The sequence below is a fragment of the Nostoc sp. DedVER02 genome (assembly GCF_034530675.2).
Taxonomy (GTDB): Bacteria; Cyanobacteriota; Cyanobacteriia; order Cyanobacteriales; family Nostocaceae; genus Nostoc.
The window spans coordinates 130,984-146,396 of the sequence record NZ_JAVRCP020000006.1; the positions used below are offsets into that span (position 1 = coordinate 130,984).

Sequence of the window (15,413 nt, forward strand, 5' to 3'; positions counted from 1 at the left end):
GGATGAAATTTATTGGTTCACCACCTGGCTGCCATGACTGCGGGGATCGTCTTGATTAGCGGTTGGTGCTACTGGGGCTGAAAATTTAGAAACTTTCCCGCTAGCTTGGGCATAAGGGAGTGACGAACCAGTAACCAAAGCTTCTAAGTTACTAGCCATAATTGTGCGGGGTTGATCGCCGATCGCTTGGGCTATGGTTTCTCCTTGCTGACTCAAAAATACAAAATGGGGAATCCCATCTACCCGATATTTCAACATCTCTGGTAGCCACTTGGTATTATCTACATTCAACATGACAAAATTCATCTTGTCAGCATACTCTGTTTCCAGTTGAGTGATATCGGGTGCCATTTTCTGACAGACAGTACACCAATCAGCATAAAATTCTACTAAAGATGGTTTGCCGTTGCTGAGGGCGACTTCTAGCGGAGTGGATGATTCGCTTAATTTGGCTAGGGTTGCTGAGGTTGTTTCAGTTCTCAATCCTAAGACTAGGGCAACGGTAAGAGCGATCGCTACCATTACAACTAAAAAGTTTCTCAAACGCTTCCCAAATGGAGATTCCGGTTTATCTGGGGAATTAACAGGTGAATCAGTACTCATAACAGAATTATTAAAACTTATTAAGTAATTTCTTCTTTAGTCTAGCTGACTCAAAGCGCTCTTTGATACGTAATTTGCTACTCAAAATGGGTATTACAAATAAGGACTTTAGTTGAAATAGGTTTTCAAAGATGATTTTAAGCTTCAGAAATATCAGTGCTGTGTGTGGCGTATTTTTATTAGTCAGCATTAGCAGCTTTCATAATTCAGCCATAGCCAATATAAACAATCAGTCTCAACTGATAGCACAGCAGAGTAAAATCCAGCCACATCCAGTTTTTAAATCTATTTTGCCAAAATTAAAGCAAAAAACTCAGATTCGGATTCTCTTACCGAAGTTTATTCCTGAATCAGATGGGGGAAATCCAATTTATGCAAATATAGAAACTGCTACGCCAAAAAGCTACGAGATTTCACTGGCTTTTAGTCCCGATTGTTATGGTGCTTCTGCCTGTCGTTTGGGTGCGGTTTCTGCTGAAGTCGTAACCCGCAAAACACCCCGTTTGACTGGGAAACGCATATCCTTAGCTAAGGGAATCACTGCCTATTTTGTAGATTTTACTTGTGGTGCTGGTTGCTCAGATGCTACCTTGACTTGGAGACAACAGGGTGTGCAATATGTTGTTGGGTTGAAAGGTGGCGATCGCACTTCTTTGGTAAAAATGGCTAATTCTGCAATTAATCCCTAGCTTACATCATTTGATTCTACTTCCCAGCGAAACAGCCGTGGTAATTGAGACACATCTACAACGTAGTTAACAATCCATAGTACCAATTCAAAAATTAATAAATATCGCACCCATACCAACTCACTTTTAGATTCTAAAAGTGTCAAACCCTCATATAACTGCCAGAAGCGGTAAGGCAAGTATATATAAGGAACCATTACCCACACTACATTTTGCAACTGCCTGAGTGTTACTATCTCAGAGATGATTTGCAAACCTAATACGATAAAATACCAACCAAGTACAGTTAATACAGTGCGATCGCCCCACCATACACCCCATAATAGCATCACTACTAAGGGCAGTAATCCTCCTAGCAGTTGTACTGAGCCGAACCAGATTTTATACCAATCGGGAAATGGCAAAGGTAGCGTATAAGGCTTTGTGTGTTTCCATCCCCAGTTCACAACTACAATAAAAAGTGTGGCAATGAGGAAAAAGAGGAGATTTTCTAGGAATAGATACAGATTGATAGCCATATTTTTGCAATTTAACGACCTAGCCAAGTCTTGATAATGTCGAGAAGACTAGAACCTCCCCAAATCAACGCTAATAGTATGGAGTAGTCAAAACTGCCTCCATCACACACATTGCCAAACCACCCAGGTTAATAGCATCACCAATATTTAGCAATATTAAGTAAATAAATATACCTAATATCTATACAAAATCCGAAAAATACTTTAACTTTTTTTGGCTCTATTTTCTTGGATTACATGAAGAATCGATGGCGCTAAAGAAATAACTATAATTAATCCAATAATCGGTAATAAATACTTATCTACCTGTTCAGGTGGTAGAGATTTTCCTAAGAAAAACCCTAACAACGTGATTCCGAATGTCCAAAGGAAGCCACCAATTAAGTTGTAAGATAGAAATGTCCGATAATGCATCGCACCAATTCCAGCCACAATCGGCGCAAAAGTGCGAATAATTGGTGTAAACCTCGCCAAAACTAGCGTTTTTTTGCCATGCTTTTCATAAAAATTCTGGGTTTTTACCAGGTGTTTTTTATGAAACAACCATGAATCTTCTTTCTGAAATAATTTTCTGCCGAATCTGTATCCTGTAGTGTAGCCAACGTTATCACCAAGGACTGCACAAACAAAAGCACCAAAAATCAAAACCCAAATGTTAAACACTGGTTCTGGAACAGATGCAAGAAATCCAGCAGTAAATAGCAAACTATCACCCGGCAGAAAAAAACCAATTAGCAAGCCAGATTCCGCAAAGACAATCGCCCATACCCCAAAGTAGCCAAGTGATTTAATCAGTTGTGGCAAATCCAGATGCATAGAATTTTTTACCTTTCAGCTATAGATCCACCACATCTTAACGTTTAGCAATTTTCCTGAATAAAAAGTAATATTAAATTTACATAAAGCTATTGTGTAATCTTTAGAAATATAGTGACAAATAGTACATTTTGGTTTAAGGGTGCAAGATGCAAAGATATTTGAAAGTACTAAGACTATTTTGGAGTGCTGCGATCGCATCTGAGTTAGAGTATCGGATTAATTTTTTCGTCGCTACCCTCACCAGCTTGGGAAATCTTGCGGGTAGTCTCTTTGGACTATTCTTGTTTTACCGCACTGGCTATACTTTTAGTGGCTGGTCATGGGAATCAGCTTTAGTAGTTTTAGGAATTTTTACCTTACTACAAGGATTTTCTGAGACTTTTCTCGCGTCTAACTTGAACCGCATTGTCCGTCATGTTCAAGAAGGCACTTTGGACTTTATATTATTAAAACCTATCCGCAGCCAGTTTTGGCTTTCGACTCATACTCTTTCACCTTGGGGACTACCGGATCTAATTTTTGGTTGTATTATTATTGGCTATGCAGGTAAACGCCTTGGCGTAGGAATAAACGGCTATCTACTTGGTGTGCTGCCGTTGTTGTTCAGCTTTGTGATTTTATACAGCCTGTGGTTTATGCTGGGTTCGATGAGTATTTGGTTCGTCAAAATATACAACGTTACTGAAGTGTTGCGTGGTTTATTGGAAGCTGGAAGATATCCCATTGCAGCATATCCCACTGCTTACCGCTTTTTCTTCACCTTTGTGATGCCAGTAACTTTTTTAACTACAGTACCAGCCCAAGCGCTGTTAGGTAGGAGTGAAATTAGCTGGTTGATAGGTGCGGTAATATTAGCAATAGCGTTGTTTTTCGCTTCTACTTGGTTTTGGCGGTTTGCGTTACGATTTTATACTAGTGCTTCGAGTTAGAGAGATATGAAAAGTAATCAAATTCCTCCTGGAAGCTTTGGTATACCTGTATTAGGTGAAACACTCTCCTTTGTTTTCGACTCTGATTTTGCCAAAAAGCGCTATCACCAATATGGGTCTATCTTCAAAACCCATCTTCTCGGCAGACCAACAGTGGTAATGATTGGGCCGGAGGCATTAGAGTTTGTTTTGTCAAGCCATATCGAGAATTTTTCTTGGCGCGAGGGATGGCCTAATAATTTCAAGACATTACTCGGTGAATCACTTTTTCTCCAAGACGGAGAAGAACACCGCAAAAATCGCCGCTTGATGATGCCGGCGTTGCATGGCTCTGCATTGGCGAGTTATGCCTCCACAATGGAAGATATTACACGCGGTTATCTCCAAAAGTGGGAGAAAAAACAGGAGTTTACTTGGTTTCAAGAGTTTAAACAACTGACATTTGATATTGCGAGTCAATTGTTGTTGGGTACACATCCTGGGCCTGAATGTGTGCGTCTCAGTCAGTTATTTACAAATTTGACAAATGGGCTGTTTGCTATTAATCCGTTGGCATTACCATTTACTACATTTGGTAAAGCTATAGCTGCGCGGAATCAAATTTTAGAGCATCTAACTCAAGTTGTTAGAGAACGTCAGCAAAACCCAACTCAAGATACCATCAGCTTGTTGATAAAAGCTAAAGATGAAGATGGTAACAGCCTGAGTGAACAAGAAATCATTGCCCAAGCAGTACTGTTACTCTTTGCAGGACATGAAACTACTACTTCAATGCTGACTTGGTTGTGTCTAGAGTTAGCCCGTCATCCAGAAGTACTCGCAAAAGCAAGAGTTGAACAATTGCAACTTGCAAGTAAAGGTGATTTGGATTTAGAACAATTGGGTAAAATGCCCTATTTAGAGCAGATTTTGTGGGAAGTTGAAAGATTGTATCAACCTGTGGGAGGCGGGTTTCGTGGCGTGATTAAAGACTTTGAGTTTAATGGTTATCACGTTCCTGCTGGTTGGCAGCTATTCTATTCAATTAGAACTACTCACCAAATTGAAGAAATTTATTCTGAGCCAGACCTTTTTAAGCCAGAGCGTTTTAGTCCTCAACATCAAGAAAATAAAAAATATCCTTTTAGTTTAGTTGGTTTTGGCGGTGGCCCACGCATCTGTATTGGTTTAGCTTTTGCCAAAATGGAAATGAAAATAGTAGCTTCCCATCTTTTACGCAACTATCATTGGGAAATCTTGCCTAACCAAAGTTTAGATTCAGTGCAGTTGCCTACAAATCACCCTAAAGATGGGTTACGGGTTCGATTTCAACCTCGGTAAAATATTTTATGGAATCCCAAATAGACATACATTTGCCTAATGGAGTTTTACAACGCTTGCAAAATGTGAAAGATTTTGTAGGCGGAAGCGTTAACTCTCTAAGTAACTCAGCACAGCAAGTTGGAGAGTCTCTAAAGACAACAGCAACTACAACAAGTGATACAGTTACAACAAGCTTAGAGCAAACTTGGCAAACTGCTGAGAAATTTAAAAGTACAACATCGGGAGCAGTTAAAGATGCGATGGCATCTTCTGTAAATGATTGGCTGATACAGCACCCGATATTTTTTCGGTTAGTTCAAATACTCGGTTGGGCGACTAATCACCCAATTATTAGTATAGTGATTTTGTTGTTTGCGATCGCTATCATTTGGAGCATCATCAAAGCAATTGTCCGCTTGATTGAAACAGCTAGTTGGTCAATACTCCAAGTTCCGTTAAAATTGCTTCAAGCTTTGATTAAAGTTAGTTTTTTATCCTTAACTAAAGTTGGCAGTTTTACTATTGGGCAAATTACGGCTACTAAAACAACTGAGAACCTCCCAGCTTTGCCACCTGAAAATCTTCAACCAAATAAACAACAGCGATTAACAGAAATTTCTAGTCGTTTGGAAACCATTCAAAAAGAACAGCACGAGCTTTTACAAGAAGCAGCAGACTTGATTGCTTCCGATTCTATTAATATAGACAATACAAAATTCAGAATTCAGAACTCAGAACAAGAAAGTGGGGAAATTAAGCACGTTTCTACTCTTAAAGAGAAGCAAGCTACACTCTAATTGAATTCTGAATTCTGACTCCTGACTCCTGAATTCTATTTTATTAAACAGCTAAGAAGCGTTGAATCACATCTTGGCTGAGTTCAGATGTGGAACCGGAGGCGACAATACCACCTTTTTGCATAGCGTAGTAATAATCAGCCTGACGGACAAAATGTAAATGTTGCTCTACCAATAAAACCGAAATACCTGTGGTTTCGACGATGCGACGAACTGCGGCTTCAATTTCTAAGATGATAGAGGGTTGAATACCTTCAGTGGGTTCATCTAAGACGAGTAATTGAGGTTCTCCCATTAAAGCACGTGCGATCGCTAATTGTTGCTGCTGTCCCCCACTCAAATCACCACCCATCCGCGCCAGCATAGTTTTTAACACCGGGAATAAGCTAAAAACTTCCTCTGGAATTTCTGCTTTTTTGACTGGTTTGCGTCTAGCTTCCAACCCCAGCAGCAGATTTTCTTTGACTGTCAAGCGGGGGATAATTTCTCGTCCTTGGGGAACATAACCAATTCCTAACTTTGCCCTTTGGTCGGGAGATTTTGAGTTGATTAATTCTTCAGCTAAGTTAATAGTACCGCTACGGGGTTTGAGTAATCCCATAATTGTTTTGAGTAAGGTTGTTTTACCTACACCATTTCGTCCAATTAGGCAGACCATTTGCCCAGATGGTACACTTAAATCTACGTTGCGAAGAATGTGGCTTTCGCCGTAGTAAACGTTGAGGTTCGAGATTTTTAGCATTATAAATTACCTAGATATTAAAATTTCATGCAGAGGCTCAGTGCAGTGTTAGTTTGCTGACTCTAACAAGCGGGTAAAACCTTCTTACTCAAAGTGTTTATCAGTTGTTAATGCCTCCATAATTCCTTCCTCACGCATTAACACAAAGCTTACAGCATCAAGGCAATGTTAAAAGCATTTCAATTAATCAAAGAATTCCCCTGTGTCTAGCAATGCGCCACATTTTTTACAAACTAAATGCCAAGAGAAACTGCCACCAAACTGAGAATGAAACCATCGCCCTTCGTTGTCATTGAAAATATGTCCTTCTGCACTAGTGCAAAGCGATGAAGCATATCGCATCACTCGTAAACGGCTTTCAAAAAGATCAAATTCATCTGGAGGAATATCTTCAATTTCTATTTTCTCTAATGCTTTTTAGGTCTCTATATGGTAATAGACATTATCTTTTCACAAGAGGACGTGATTCTGGTTTTTGAGCTAAATTTAACCAAATACATGTATCGAAGAGAATATATTGCATTGTTACACTTAATAAAATAATTATTTAGTATACAATTATACTAAATATCTTTTATTATGTAATTACTGCTTGTTTGGCTAACTGGAATATATAGCTCATACTTCATAATATACAGATGCTAGCAAAGCAAATGACCCAAACGACGAAAACCCAAAAACTGTTGACCTTTGAGGAGTATCTTACCTATGACGATGGTACAGACACACACTATGAGTTGGTGGATGGAGAACTAGTCGAGATGCCACCAGAAAGTCAGGAAAATAGCAATCTGGGAAGATTTTTATTCGTTGAACTACTAAAACATTTCCCATTTTATTTAGTTGCTTACAAGGATACAGAAATTGAGGTGGCGGGGCGACGTGCGAGATGTCGTTTACCTGACTTAATGGTTCACACAGAAGAATCCTATGCTGCCCTTATCGGTACTACTCGTGCTACCTTGACTCGTGATATGCCCCCACCTGCGCTAGTGATTGAAATTGTTTCTCCAGGAACAGCAAATAGTGTTCGTGATTATCGCTACAAGCGGACTGAGTATGCCGCTAGGGAAATATTAGAGTATTGGATTGTTGACCCACAAATGCAACAAATTACGATTTGCCAGTGGGTGGAGGGACAGTATGAGGATAAAGTATTTACAGGTGCTACTTGCATGGAATCAGTGCTAATTCCTGAGTGGGTGCTAACAGTAGAGCAGGTATTTAATAGCGCAAAGCGACCAGAATCAGCAGGCAAATAGAAAGTAGGTTAGCGCAACTTAATGAAGTTATCGCGTTTTCAATACCGTTCGGTTAAGGTTTTTTGATGAAAATTATAAATCACAAAGACGCGATAAATCGCCGTCTCTACAATAATTAGTCTTTTGTAGAGACGGCGATTCATCGCGTCTCCTGCTTTAACCGAATAGTATTTGCGTTTTTCATTCTTCCTGTTTTCCCAAATAAACCTCAATCACACGAGAGTCATTTTGCACTTCTTCAAAATTTCCTTCGCACAGCACCGAACCTTCATGTAATACTGTTACTTTCTTGGCAATTTGACGCACAAATTCCATATCATGTTCAATTACTAAAATGGAATGACTTTGTGCCAGTGCTAAAAGCAGTTCGCCGATATTATAGGTTTCTTCATCTGTTAAACCCGCAACGGGTTCATCAACAAGTAATAAATCTGGAGACTGTGCTACTAACATCCCAATTTCTAAACGTTGCTTTTCTCCGTGGGAAAGTAAAGCTGCTCTGATGTCTGCTTTAGGAGTTAAACCGATAGTTTCTAATAATCCTTTAATATTATTCTTTTCAATAGTATTATAACGTTCAAACAGAGTAGAAAAAACATTTTTATTCTTGTTAATGGTAATCTCTAAATTTTCACGGGGCGTTAAGTTTAAGTAAATTCGAGGTGTTTGGAACTTGCGCCCAATTCCCAATCGGGCAATTTTATATTCAGGTAAAGAACGTAGGTTTCTTCCTTTGAACATAACTCGCCCAATCGTTGGTTGTACTTTCCCGGTAATCACATCCAGAAACGTTGTCTTTCCCGCACCATTGGGGCCAATTACTACTCGTAATTCACCCACATCCATACTAAAATTAAGCTGATTTAGCGCTTTAAAACCGTCAAAACTAACAGTTACATTTTCAGTTTCCAATATTTTCGCGTTCATGTTGCACTTCAGGGTCTTCTTCCAAGGTGGGATATGTAGCAATTTGTTGACGGCGGTTGAAAAGAGAAATATTCTGACTACGCAACCATCCCACGATGCCGTCAGGAAGGACTGTGACGACTATCAAAAATAGTGCGCCTTGGAAAAATAGCCAGATTTCTGCAAATTGTTCGCTTAAAAAAGTGCGGGCATAATTTACTAACAAAGTTCCCACAATCGCGCCAATTAAAGTAGCGCGTCCGCCTACAGCTACCCAAATCACCATTTCAATCGAAAAGGCAATATCCATTGCTCTGGGTGAGACAGAACCGCTTTGAATGGTGTAAAATGCTCCTGCTATGCCTGCGATCGCACCTGAAACTGCAAACACCAACACCTTAAAATCTGTAGGGTCATAGCCAGAAAATCGTACCCGACTCTCATCATCACGAATCGCTATCAACAATCTGCCAAAGCGTCCAGTTGTCAACCAGCGACAAATTCCGTAGGTGGCTGCGAGAAACACTACCGTCAGCGTGTAGAAAACAAACTGCGTTTTGGCATCGCTGACCGTTGCCCCAAACAAAGTTGTAAAATCTATCAGTCCGTTCGTACCGTTGAAAAACTGTTGTTGACCGTTAAAGAAATTGAAAAATACAATAGTTCCGGCTTGAGTCAAGATAGAAAAATAAACTCCCTTGAGGCGATTACGGAAAACTAAATATCCCAACAATCCCGCCAATAACCCTGGAATTAATACCACACTAGCTATTGTCAAAGGAAACGAATAAAAAGGTTTCCAAAAAGCGGGAAGTTCCGTTACCCCATAAAGCCCCATGAAATCAGGTAATTCTCCAGTCGGGACTTGTAGTTTTAGGTACATTGCGATCGCATATCCACCCAAACCAAAGAAAATACCATGTCCCAGACTCAATAAACCAGTATACCCCCAAATCAAATCAATACCCAAAGCCACAATCGCCAGCGACAAAAATCGCCCCAACAAATTTAGACGAAACTCTGTCAGCAACAGTGGCATAATAACAATGAGGAAAAGTGCGATCGCAACTACCACCCCCACCTCAATTAAAATTAACCTTCCTTCCTTCTTTCTCATCTCTGCGCCCTCCGCGTCTCTGCGGTTCGTTTAAACATCAACAGTACGTCCCTTCTGCGGAAAAATCCCCCCAGGCTTCCACTGTAAAAACACAATAATCAGCGCAAATACCATCACCTTCGCCATACTCGTCGTTGCAAAAAAAGTAAACAAATCAGCCAAAGGTTTAACAGGACTCAACAACAAAGCCAAAGTTCCAGAACCGATTAAAAAATTAGCCGTACCAATACCCAAAGCAGCCACAATCGTCCCAGCTAAATTACCCACACCCCCTACGACAACAACCATAAAAGTATCGATAATATAGTTTTGTCCGGTATTTGGCCCTACAGAACCGAGTAAACTAATCGCACATCCAGCCACACCAGCTAAACCAGAACCCAGTGCAAAAGTAATTGCATCAACCTTTTGAGTTGGGATACCCAAACAAGCACTCATACTCCGGTTTTGCGTCACAGCGCGAATTCTTAAACCCCAACTAGAACGTTGTAAAAATAAATAAATTCCCGCCACACAGATTATTGTTAAAGCAATAATAAATAACCTAGCAAAAGGCAATTGCACACCACCTAAAGATATCCCCGCTTGTAACCAAGTAGGCGCTGTTACATCCACATTTTGAGCGCCAAACCAAGGTTGAGTCACTGCTAGCTGATAAGTTTGACTCAATAAATTGCCCGTTGCTATTGTTACACCCAACGATAATAAAAATATCACCGCCACAATCCAGTTACGAACTCTTCCCAAATCTGTGCGGGAATTTAAAATCCATAAACCTCCAAAAAATAACAAAGAAAATATAGCTATGCCAATTATCAATACCCAATTCACACTGCGAACAAACTGCTGAAAAATCAAACTTACTCCCCAAGTTGCCAAGAGAGTTTCTAATGGTCGTCCATAGAGATAACGAATCACACCTCTTTCTAGAATTAATCCCACAGCACCCGTGAAAATAAAAGCGATAACCAAAGCTAAAAATATATAGACTTCAAACCATACTCCACCTAATTGCTTACATACATTTTGCACAACAAATGTGGTATAAGCGCCGAACATCATCAATTCACCATGTGCCATATTAATGACACCCATTAATCCAAATATAATAGCTAGTCCCAGCGCAGCAATTAATAAAACAGCGCCAATACTAATACCATTAAATACAGCTTCTAAAAAACCTGCGAACACTTTTTTTCCCTATCTATCAGCTTCTTATTTTTATAATTAACGTAGGATATGTTAGGCGCACATTTCTATATTATTTGTAATGAAAAACATGACATAAACACCTAACGCACCGTTATCTAAGATGGTGCGTTAGGCTAAAGCCATAACACACCCTACTATTTCTGAGAGTTCGTAATCCGCAATTAATACGAATTACGAATTATTTAAACTTTCTTGTACTTACCACCCTTCGCTGGGTCAGTCCAATCACAAGCAAACCCTTTAGTCTCTTTTACAAATTGATTCCAAGGAAGTGGCTCAACTGGTGCAGGAGTAGCATAGACAATATCAAACAATCCATCTTGTCTAACTTCACCAATCCGCACAATTTTTGATATGTGATGATTGGCATCCATTGTCACTTTACCTTCAGGTGCATCTATAGTTTGACCATAAGCCGCAGCACTTACCTTAGCTATGTCAGTAGTGCCAGCTTTTTGTACTGCTTGCTTCCATAAATAAACTGCAATATATGCTGCTTCCATTGGGTCATTTGTTACCCGATTTTCACCGTACTCTTTTTTGAAAGCAGCAACAAACTTTTTATTAGCAGGTGTGTCTACTGTTTGGAAATAGTTCCAAGCAGCGTAGTGACCTTTGAGATACTCTACACCAATTGCTTTGACTTCCTCTTCAGCAATACTTACAGACATAGAGGGATATTTATCTGGTGTTAATCCAGCCCCTTTTAATTGTTTGAAGAAAGCAACATTACTATCACCGTTTAGAGTGTTATAAATCACGCCGCCATTGGGCAAATTCTGTTTTATTTTCGTAATGATAGGTGTAACTTCTGTATTGCCAAGAGGTAAATAATCTTCACCAACTGTTTTTCCGCCCAATGCTTCTAATTGGGCTTTAATAATTGTATTAGCAGTGCGAGGAAAAACGTAGTCAGAGCCAACTAAGAAGAATTCTTTACCTTTATTTTTCAACAACCAATCAACAGATGGTTCGATTTGTTGATTTGGTGCAGCACCGGTGTAGAAAATATTTTTAGAACACTCTTGACCTTCATATTGCACAGGATACCAGAGCATGTGATTTTTGCTCTCGAATACTGGCTTAACATTCTTGCGGCTAGCAGAAGTCCAACAACCAAAAACTACAGCGACTTTATCTTGATCGATTAGCTTAGTTGCCTTTTCTCTGAAAGTATCCCAGTTAGAAGCGCCATCTTCAGTAATTGCTTCAATTTGTTTACCTAAGACACCACCAGCAGCGTTAATTTCTTTAATTGCTAATTTTTCAGCATCGACAACACTTTTTTCACTAATAGACATCGTACCACTCAGAGAGTGCAAAATACCTACTTTGATGGTGTCACTAGCAGTAGCAGCAGCCGGAGTTGCAGTAGAAAGCGCTGCTGGACTCTCTGTAGCAGTTGGAGAATTATTCGCACAAGCTTTGATAAAAAAGCTGCTTCCAAAAGTCGCAGAACCGTAGATTAAAAACTTGCGTCTGTTAAATTGTCTTTTCATCTTTTTATGAATTTTCCTCTTGATCAATCAACTAACTTAATAGAAAGTTGACAATATTAAACTTTAAAATGTGATGATAGTGCGATAGTTTACTAGTAAAAAGTGACGCATTATACAAAATGTTTGATTTTTGTAATAAAAAACAAATATTTTAATATTAAGCTTTGTTAACTTTATAAATATTCTTATATCTATGCAATACCTTATGAAGGAATAAACCCTTTCTCTTCCATGAATGTCTGAGATTCTAGACAGTTAAAAACGGCTTTTTTAAAACTATTGTCGATGCTAAACAGATAGCTGATTAACACAGAAATAGTTCTAATTATTAAGTCAGGTTAAAATATTTACAACACTAGTGTTACTCGGATATTCCTGGTTCAATCCGTGCCCCAAGCTGAAGAACCCGTCCAAGATCGTCAGCGTTTCGCCAGGTTTCAATTATTTTTCCGTCGGCAATATAATGAATGAAAGTAGCTGTGAACGTCTGCTGACGATCGCGGCCAGGTATGCCAAGAAAACTATCCTGAATGCAGGTATTGGTCGCGCGCACAACAACTTTGTCACCTTCAGCAATTACGTCTTCAATTGTCCATTTCTGCTGGATAGGCCCAAATGAACCGAAGAGTTTACGTACCCCTTCAGGGCCAAGGGGAAGCCCTGGTAAAGCACCGTGAATTTTCCAAGTCGGGGCGGTTATCTCGCAAATATCTTCGATTCTATGCTCGCTAATAAATTTAAACCACTGTTGAGCAATTATTTTATTCTCCTCAATGGAAGACATTGCTGCTGTTCCTTTACTGAAAATTAAGCGAACTCTAATTATTTATTTAGACAGACAAGATGCACTATTGTCAATTAACCAAGTATAAAATTGAACTAAAATCAGTGCAGGCCATATCACCTTTTTATACCTGTAAAGTATGACTGCGCCTAATGTGTCAGTACTAGTAATATTTGTGTTTTTGACTGCGGGGTTTTTAGATTAGCATTTGTGTAATAATTTCATCTTTCTCGCCAGTTACAAAATTAGCATAGCGCTTTGCTAAAGGTGGTATAAGTACTAGGGGATTGCTAAACCCAGAGAAAATATGAACACCCTCAAATGCTACGATACCACCAATTAAGGGAAGTTTATCGCTACTAAATGCCACCAAGCAATGATGCCAAGTTCCTGGTAAATTTCCCAAAGCTGGTAAAACTTGACCAACACTTTTTCGCAACCACTTTTCACTATCTTCCGAGTTTACCTTAGCGTGAGGATCTGCGATCGCACGGCTAATTTGACCAATGCGGATACTACCATCTTGAAACTGAATTGCACCCGCATCTAAAATCGGTGGTACTAACTCATTACCTAGTTCATCCCACAATTCATCAACTTGAGAAGATTCAGCTTCTAGTTGAAAACGTTGCTGATTCGCTGGCATAACTAAGGTGCGTAACTGCACATCCATAGGCGGGGTTTCAATAATTTCTGCGTGGGTAAAATACAGCTTGACGGGAATACCAGCAGATTTTAGTAGTTGGCGGCTGAGTCCACCCGCACAGATGACAACGTTCGCACTGCGGAAAGTTGCAGTAGTGGTTTTTACACCATCTTGGAGTACTTGCAATACTTGGGTAATCTGCATTTCACCACCAGCCCGCAGAAAAGCTTGGATATAAGCAAGTGCTGTTTTTTCTGGGTGAATATGACCGTGTTTAACAGTTAAAGCCCCAGATATTGCTTCTGGATTTAGCTGCGGTTCCAACTCACAAGCTTCTTGCACACTGAGTAAACGGGGTGGAATGGCAGAATCATTATATGATGCAGCCGTTGCCTCTGGGTCATTAGCGGCTGAAATAGTAAGTAATAAATCTAATTCCCGAAACTGGATATCAGCGTCTAACTCTTGAGATAGGATATGGTAACGCGCGATCGCATCTTCGCACAATTGCCGAGTTAGTGGCGTATTCCCCGACCAATAAGCAAGCCCACCATAACTATAGCGAGTTGCATTCTGTGGTGTTTGGTATTGCTCCAATAAAAGTACAGCAAAACCTGTTTTGACTAATTCATAAGCGAGTGCAGCACCCGCAATTCCACCGCCAACTACAATCCAGTCATAGGTTTTCATATATGAATTACAAATTAGTAAAGAGTCTATCGCTTGCTGTAGATCCAGATTCTCTCATTGAAATTGCGATCGAGATTCATTAATAAAATAAAGATGCACTAATAACTGAAGAACGGTAAATCCATCATGGTAAATTACGATCCATCAACTCGTTTGCCCTCTTCAAAAGAACTACCTGACTCTGACGATACCCCAGTAGATAATCAATTACAAAAATCAATTCCCGATTTACTCAGAAGCGTATTAGCAATGGCTTGGGCAGAACGCATGAATTGGTTTTTTGGTATTCGCATGGGTATTTATTACGATCCAGGTTTGCCAGCGATAGTCCCAGATGGGTTTTTGAGTCTGGGCGTAGAGCGCTTTTATGATGAAAATCTCCGTCCTAGTTATGTGCTTTGGGAAGAGAATAAATTACCAATATTAGTGTTAGAGGTAGTTTCGCACAATTATCGTGGTGAATACTCAACGAAAAAAGCAGAGTATGCAAAACTAGGGATTTTATATTATGTAGTTTACAACCCACTTCGCCGCCGCAAGCCACGGTTAGAAGTATATAAATTAATCAATGGTGGCTATGTAATATTAGAAAATACTCATCCTGCTTGGTTGCCAGAAATCGGTTTAGGAATTGGCATCGAACGGGGAACTTATATAGGCATTCCCCGTGAGTGGTTGTATTGGTATAACCAGCAAGGGGAAAAGCTTTTAACACCAGAAGAACAGGTAAAAGAAGCAAAACAAGAAGCTCAACAAGCACAGCGACGCACCCAATTATTATTAGAACAGTTGCGATCGCTCGGTGTAGATCCTGATTCTCTCACCTAAATAGCTGTCAAAGTTCATCAACAAAGCTCCAAGGTTCATTAACGAAGCTTTGAGGTTCATTAACAAAGCT

At 39.7% G+C, this 15,413-nt stretch carries 16 protein-coding genes; 6 read left to right on the plus strand and 10 right to left on the minus strand.

All coding sequences use genetic code 11. The features are described from left to right. Positions 1 to 9 precede the first annotated feature (9 nt). A complete protein-coding gene (locus tag RMZ41_RS09710) occupies positions 10 to 603 on the minus strand; it encodes a thioredoxin family protein (RefSeq protein WP_322640104.1) in 594 nt (197 codons plus the stop codon). A gap of 131 nt (positions 604 to 734) precedes the next feature. Between RMZ41_RS09710 and RMZ41_RS09715 the strand changes: the two genes are divergently transcribed. Beyond that, the gene (locus RMZ41_RS09715; RefSeq protein ID WP_322640105.1) at positions 735 to 1,292 is read left to right on the plus strand and encodes a hypothetical protein; all 558 of its coding nucleotides are present in this window, start codon (positions 735 to 737) and stop codon (positions 1,290 to 1,292) included. Here RMZ41_RS09715 and RMZ41_RS09720 read toward each other — a convergent pair. Both RMZ41_RS09720 and RMZ41_RS09725 read right to left on the minus strand, forming a co-directional pair. Then, complete coding sequence (locus tag RMZ41_RS09720) at positions 1,289 to 1,810, minus strand: hypothetical protein (protein WP_322640106.1); 522 nt, start codon at positions 1,808 to 1,810, stop codon at positions 1,289 to 1,291. The genes RMZ41_RS09715 and RMZ41_RS09720 overlap by 4 nt on opposite strands. Positions 1,811 to 2,014: 204 nt before the next feature. Beyond that, positions 2,015 to 2,626: a DedA family protein gene (locus RMZ41_RS09725; RefSeq protein ID WP_322640107.1), complete on the minus strand. Its 612-nt coding sequence runs from the start codon at positions 2,624 to 2,626 to the stop codon at positions 2,015 to 2,017. 149 nt (positions 2,627 to 2,775) lie between these two features. Between RMZ41_RS09725 and RMZ41_RS09730 the strand changes: the two genes are divergently transcribed. From RMZ41_RS09730 to RMZ41_RS09740, 3 genes are read left to right on the plus strand one after another with little or no spacing between them, the layout of a single operon-like run. Next, positions 2,776 to 3,558 (plus strand): ABC transporter permease, encoded by a 783-nt coding sequence (locus tag RMZ41_RS09730; protein ID WP_322640108.1) that lies wholly within the window; start codon positions 2,776 to 2,778, stop codon positions 3,556 to 3,558. A gap of 6 nt (positions 3,559 to 3,564) precedes the next feature. Then, entirely contained in the window at positions 3,565 to 4,878 is a 1,314-nt protein-coding gene (locus tag RMZ41_RS09735) for a cytochrome P450 (RefSeq protein ID WP_322640109.1), read from the plus strand. 8 nt (positions 4,879 to 4,886) lie between these two features. After that, the gene (locus RMZ41_RS09740) at positions 4,887 to 5,657 is read left to right on the plus strand and encodes a hypothetical protein (RefSeq protein WP_322640110.1); all 771 of its coding nucleotides are present in this window, start codon (positions 4,887 to 4,889) and stop codon (positions 5,655 to 5,657) included. 43 nt (positions 5,658 to 5,700) lie between these two features. Here the strand turns inward: RMZ41_RS09740 and urtE are convergent, their stop codons facing one another. Then, entirely contained in the window at positions 5,701 to 6,399 is a 699-nt protein-coding gene (gene urtE, locus RMZ41_RS09745; RefSeq protein ID WP_322640111.1) for an urea ABC transporter ATP-binding subunit UrtE, read from the minus strand. Positions 6,400 to 7,052: 653 nt separating this feature from the next. On the opposite strand from urtE, the gene RMZ41_RS09750 reads away from it, so the two are divergent. Next, positions 7,053 to 7,661, plus strand: coding sequence for a Uma2 family endonuclease (locus tag RMZ41_RS09750; protein WP_322640112.1), 609 nt, complete (start codon positions 7,053 to 7,055; stop codon positions 7,659 to 7,661). A gap of 180 nt (positions 7,662 to 7,841) precedes the next feature. Here RMZ41_RS09750 and urtD read toward each other — a convergent pair whose 3' ends face one another. From urtD to RMZ41_RS09780, 6 genes are all read right to left on the minus strand, one after another. Then, a complete protein-coding gene (gene urtD / locus RMZ41_RS09755) occupies positions 7,842 to 8,588 on the minus strand; it encodes an urea ABC transporter ATP-binding protein UrtD (protein WP_322640113.1) in 747 nt (248 codons plus the stop codon). Further along, positions 8,563 to 9,684 carry an urea ABC transporter permease subunit UrtC gene (gene urtC / locus RMZ41_RS09760; RefSeq protein ID WP_322640114.1) on the minus strand — a complete coding sequence of 374 codons (1,122 nt, stop codon included), beginning with the start codon at positions 9,682 to 9,684 and terminating at the stop codon, positions 8,563 to 8,565. Before urtC ends, urtD begins: the two co-directional genes overlap by 26 nt. A 30-nt stretch (positions 9,685 to 9,714) precedes the next feature. Then, positions 9,715 to 10,875 carry an urea ABC transporter permease subunit UrtB gene (urtB, locus tag RMZ41_RS09765; protein WP_322640115.1) on the minus strand — a complete coding sequence of 387 codons (1,161 nt, stop codon included), beginning with the start codon at positions 10,873 to 10,875 and terminating at the stop codon, positions 9,715 to 9,717. A 203-nt stretch (positions 10,876 to 11,078) separates the two neighbouring features. After that, entirely contained in the window at positions 11,079 to 12,395 is a 1,317-nt protein-coding gene (urtA, locus tag RMZ41_RS09770) for an urea ABC transporter substrate-binding protein (protein ID WP_322640116.1), read from the minus strand. Between the two features lie 361 nt (positions 12,396 to 12,756). Next, a complete protein-coding gene (locus RMZ41_RS09775; RefSeq protein ID WP_322640117.1) occupies positions 12,757 to 13,179 on the minus strand; it encodes an ester cyclase in 423 nt (140 codons plus the stop codon). 196 nt (positions 13,180 to 13,375) lie between these two features. After that, on the minus strand, positions 13,376 to 14,515 hold the full coding sequence (locus RMZ41_RS09780; protein ID WP_322640118.1) for an FAD-binding oxidoreductase: 1,140 nt from the start codon (positions 14,513 to 14,515) through the stop codon (positions 13,376 to 13,378). Between the two features lie 126 nt (positions 14,516 to 14,641). Here RMZ41_RS09780 and RMZ41_RS09785 point away from each other — a divergent pair, with 126 nt between their 5' ends. Further along, complete coding sequence (locus tag RMZ41_RS09785; RefSeq protein WP_322640119.1) at positions 14,642 to 15,343, plus strand: Uma2 family endonuclease; 702 nt, start codon at positions 14,642 to 14,644, stop codon at positions 15,341 to 15,343. Positions 15,344 to 15,413: the final 70 nt, after the last annotated feature.

Coding starts and splice junctions, on each gene's coding strand:
- urtD (WP_322640113.1), bottom strand. CDS start 8,588: ATGAACGCGAAAATATTGGAAACTGAAAATGTAACTGTTAGTTTTGAC.
- RMZ41_RS09720 (WP_322640106.1), bottom strand. CDS start 1,810: ATGGCTATCAATCTGTATCTATTCCTAGAAAATCTCCTCTTTTTCCTC.
- urtE (WP_322640111.1), bottom strand. CDS start 6,399: ATGCTAAAAATCTCGAACCTCAACGTTTACTACGGCGAAAGCCACATT.
- RMZ41_RS09725 (WP_322640107.1), bottom strand. CDS start 2,626: ATGCATCTGGATTTGCCACAACTGATTAAATCACTTGGCTACTTTGGG.
- urtA (WP_322640116.1), bottom strand. CDS start 12,395: ATGAAAAGACAATTTAACAGACGCAAGTTTTTAATCTACGGTTCTGCG.
- RMZ41_RS09775 (WP_322640117.1), bottom strand. CDS start 13,179: ATGTCTTCCATTGAGGAGAATAAAATAATTGCTCAACAGTGGTTTAAA.
- RMZ41_RS09785 (WP_322640119.1), top strand. CDS start 14,642: ATGGTAAATTACGATCCATCAACTCGTTTGCCCTCTTCAAAAGAACTA.
- RMZ41_RS09750 (WP_322640112.1), top strand. CDS start 7,053: ATGACCCAAACGACGAAAACCCAAAAACTGTTGACCTTTGAGGAGTAT.
- RMZ41_RS09710 (WP_322640104.1), bottom strand. CDS start 603: ATGAGTACTGATTCACCTGTTAATTCCCCAGATAAACCGGAATCTCCA.
- urtC (WP_322640114.1), bottom strand. CDS start 9,684: ATGAGAAAGAAGGAAGGAAGGTTAATTTTAATTGAGGTGGGGGTGGTA.
- RMZ41_RS09730 (WP_322640108.1), top strand. CDS start 2,776: ATGCAAAGATATTTGAAAGTACTAAGACTATTTTGGAGTGCTGCGATC.
- RMZ41_RS09735 (WP_322640109.1), top strand. CDS start 3,565: ATGAAAAGTAATCAAATTCCTCCTGGAAGCTTTGGTATACCTGTATTA.
- RMZ41_RS09740 (WP_322640110.1), top strand. CDS start 4,887: ATGGAATCCCAAATAGACATACATTTGCCTAATGGAGTTTTACAACGC.
- RMZ41_RS09715 (WP_322640105.1), top strand. CDS start 735: ATGATTTTAAGCTTCAGAAATATCAGTGCTGTGTGTGGCGTATTTTTA.
- RMZ41_RS09780 (WP_322640118.1), bottom strand. CDS start 14,515: ATGAAAACCTATGACTGGATTGTAGTTGGCGGTGGAATTGCGGGTGCT.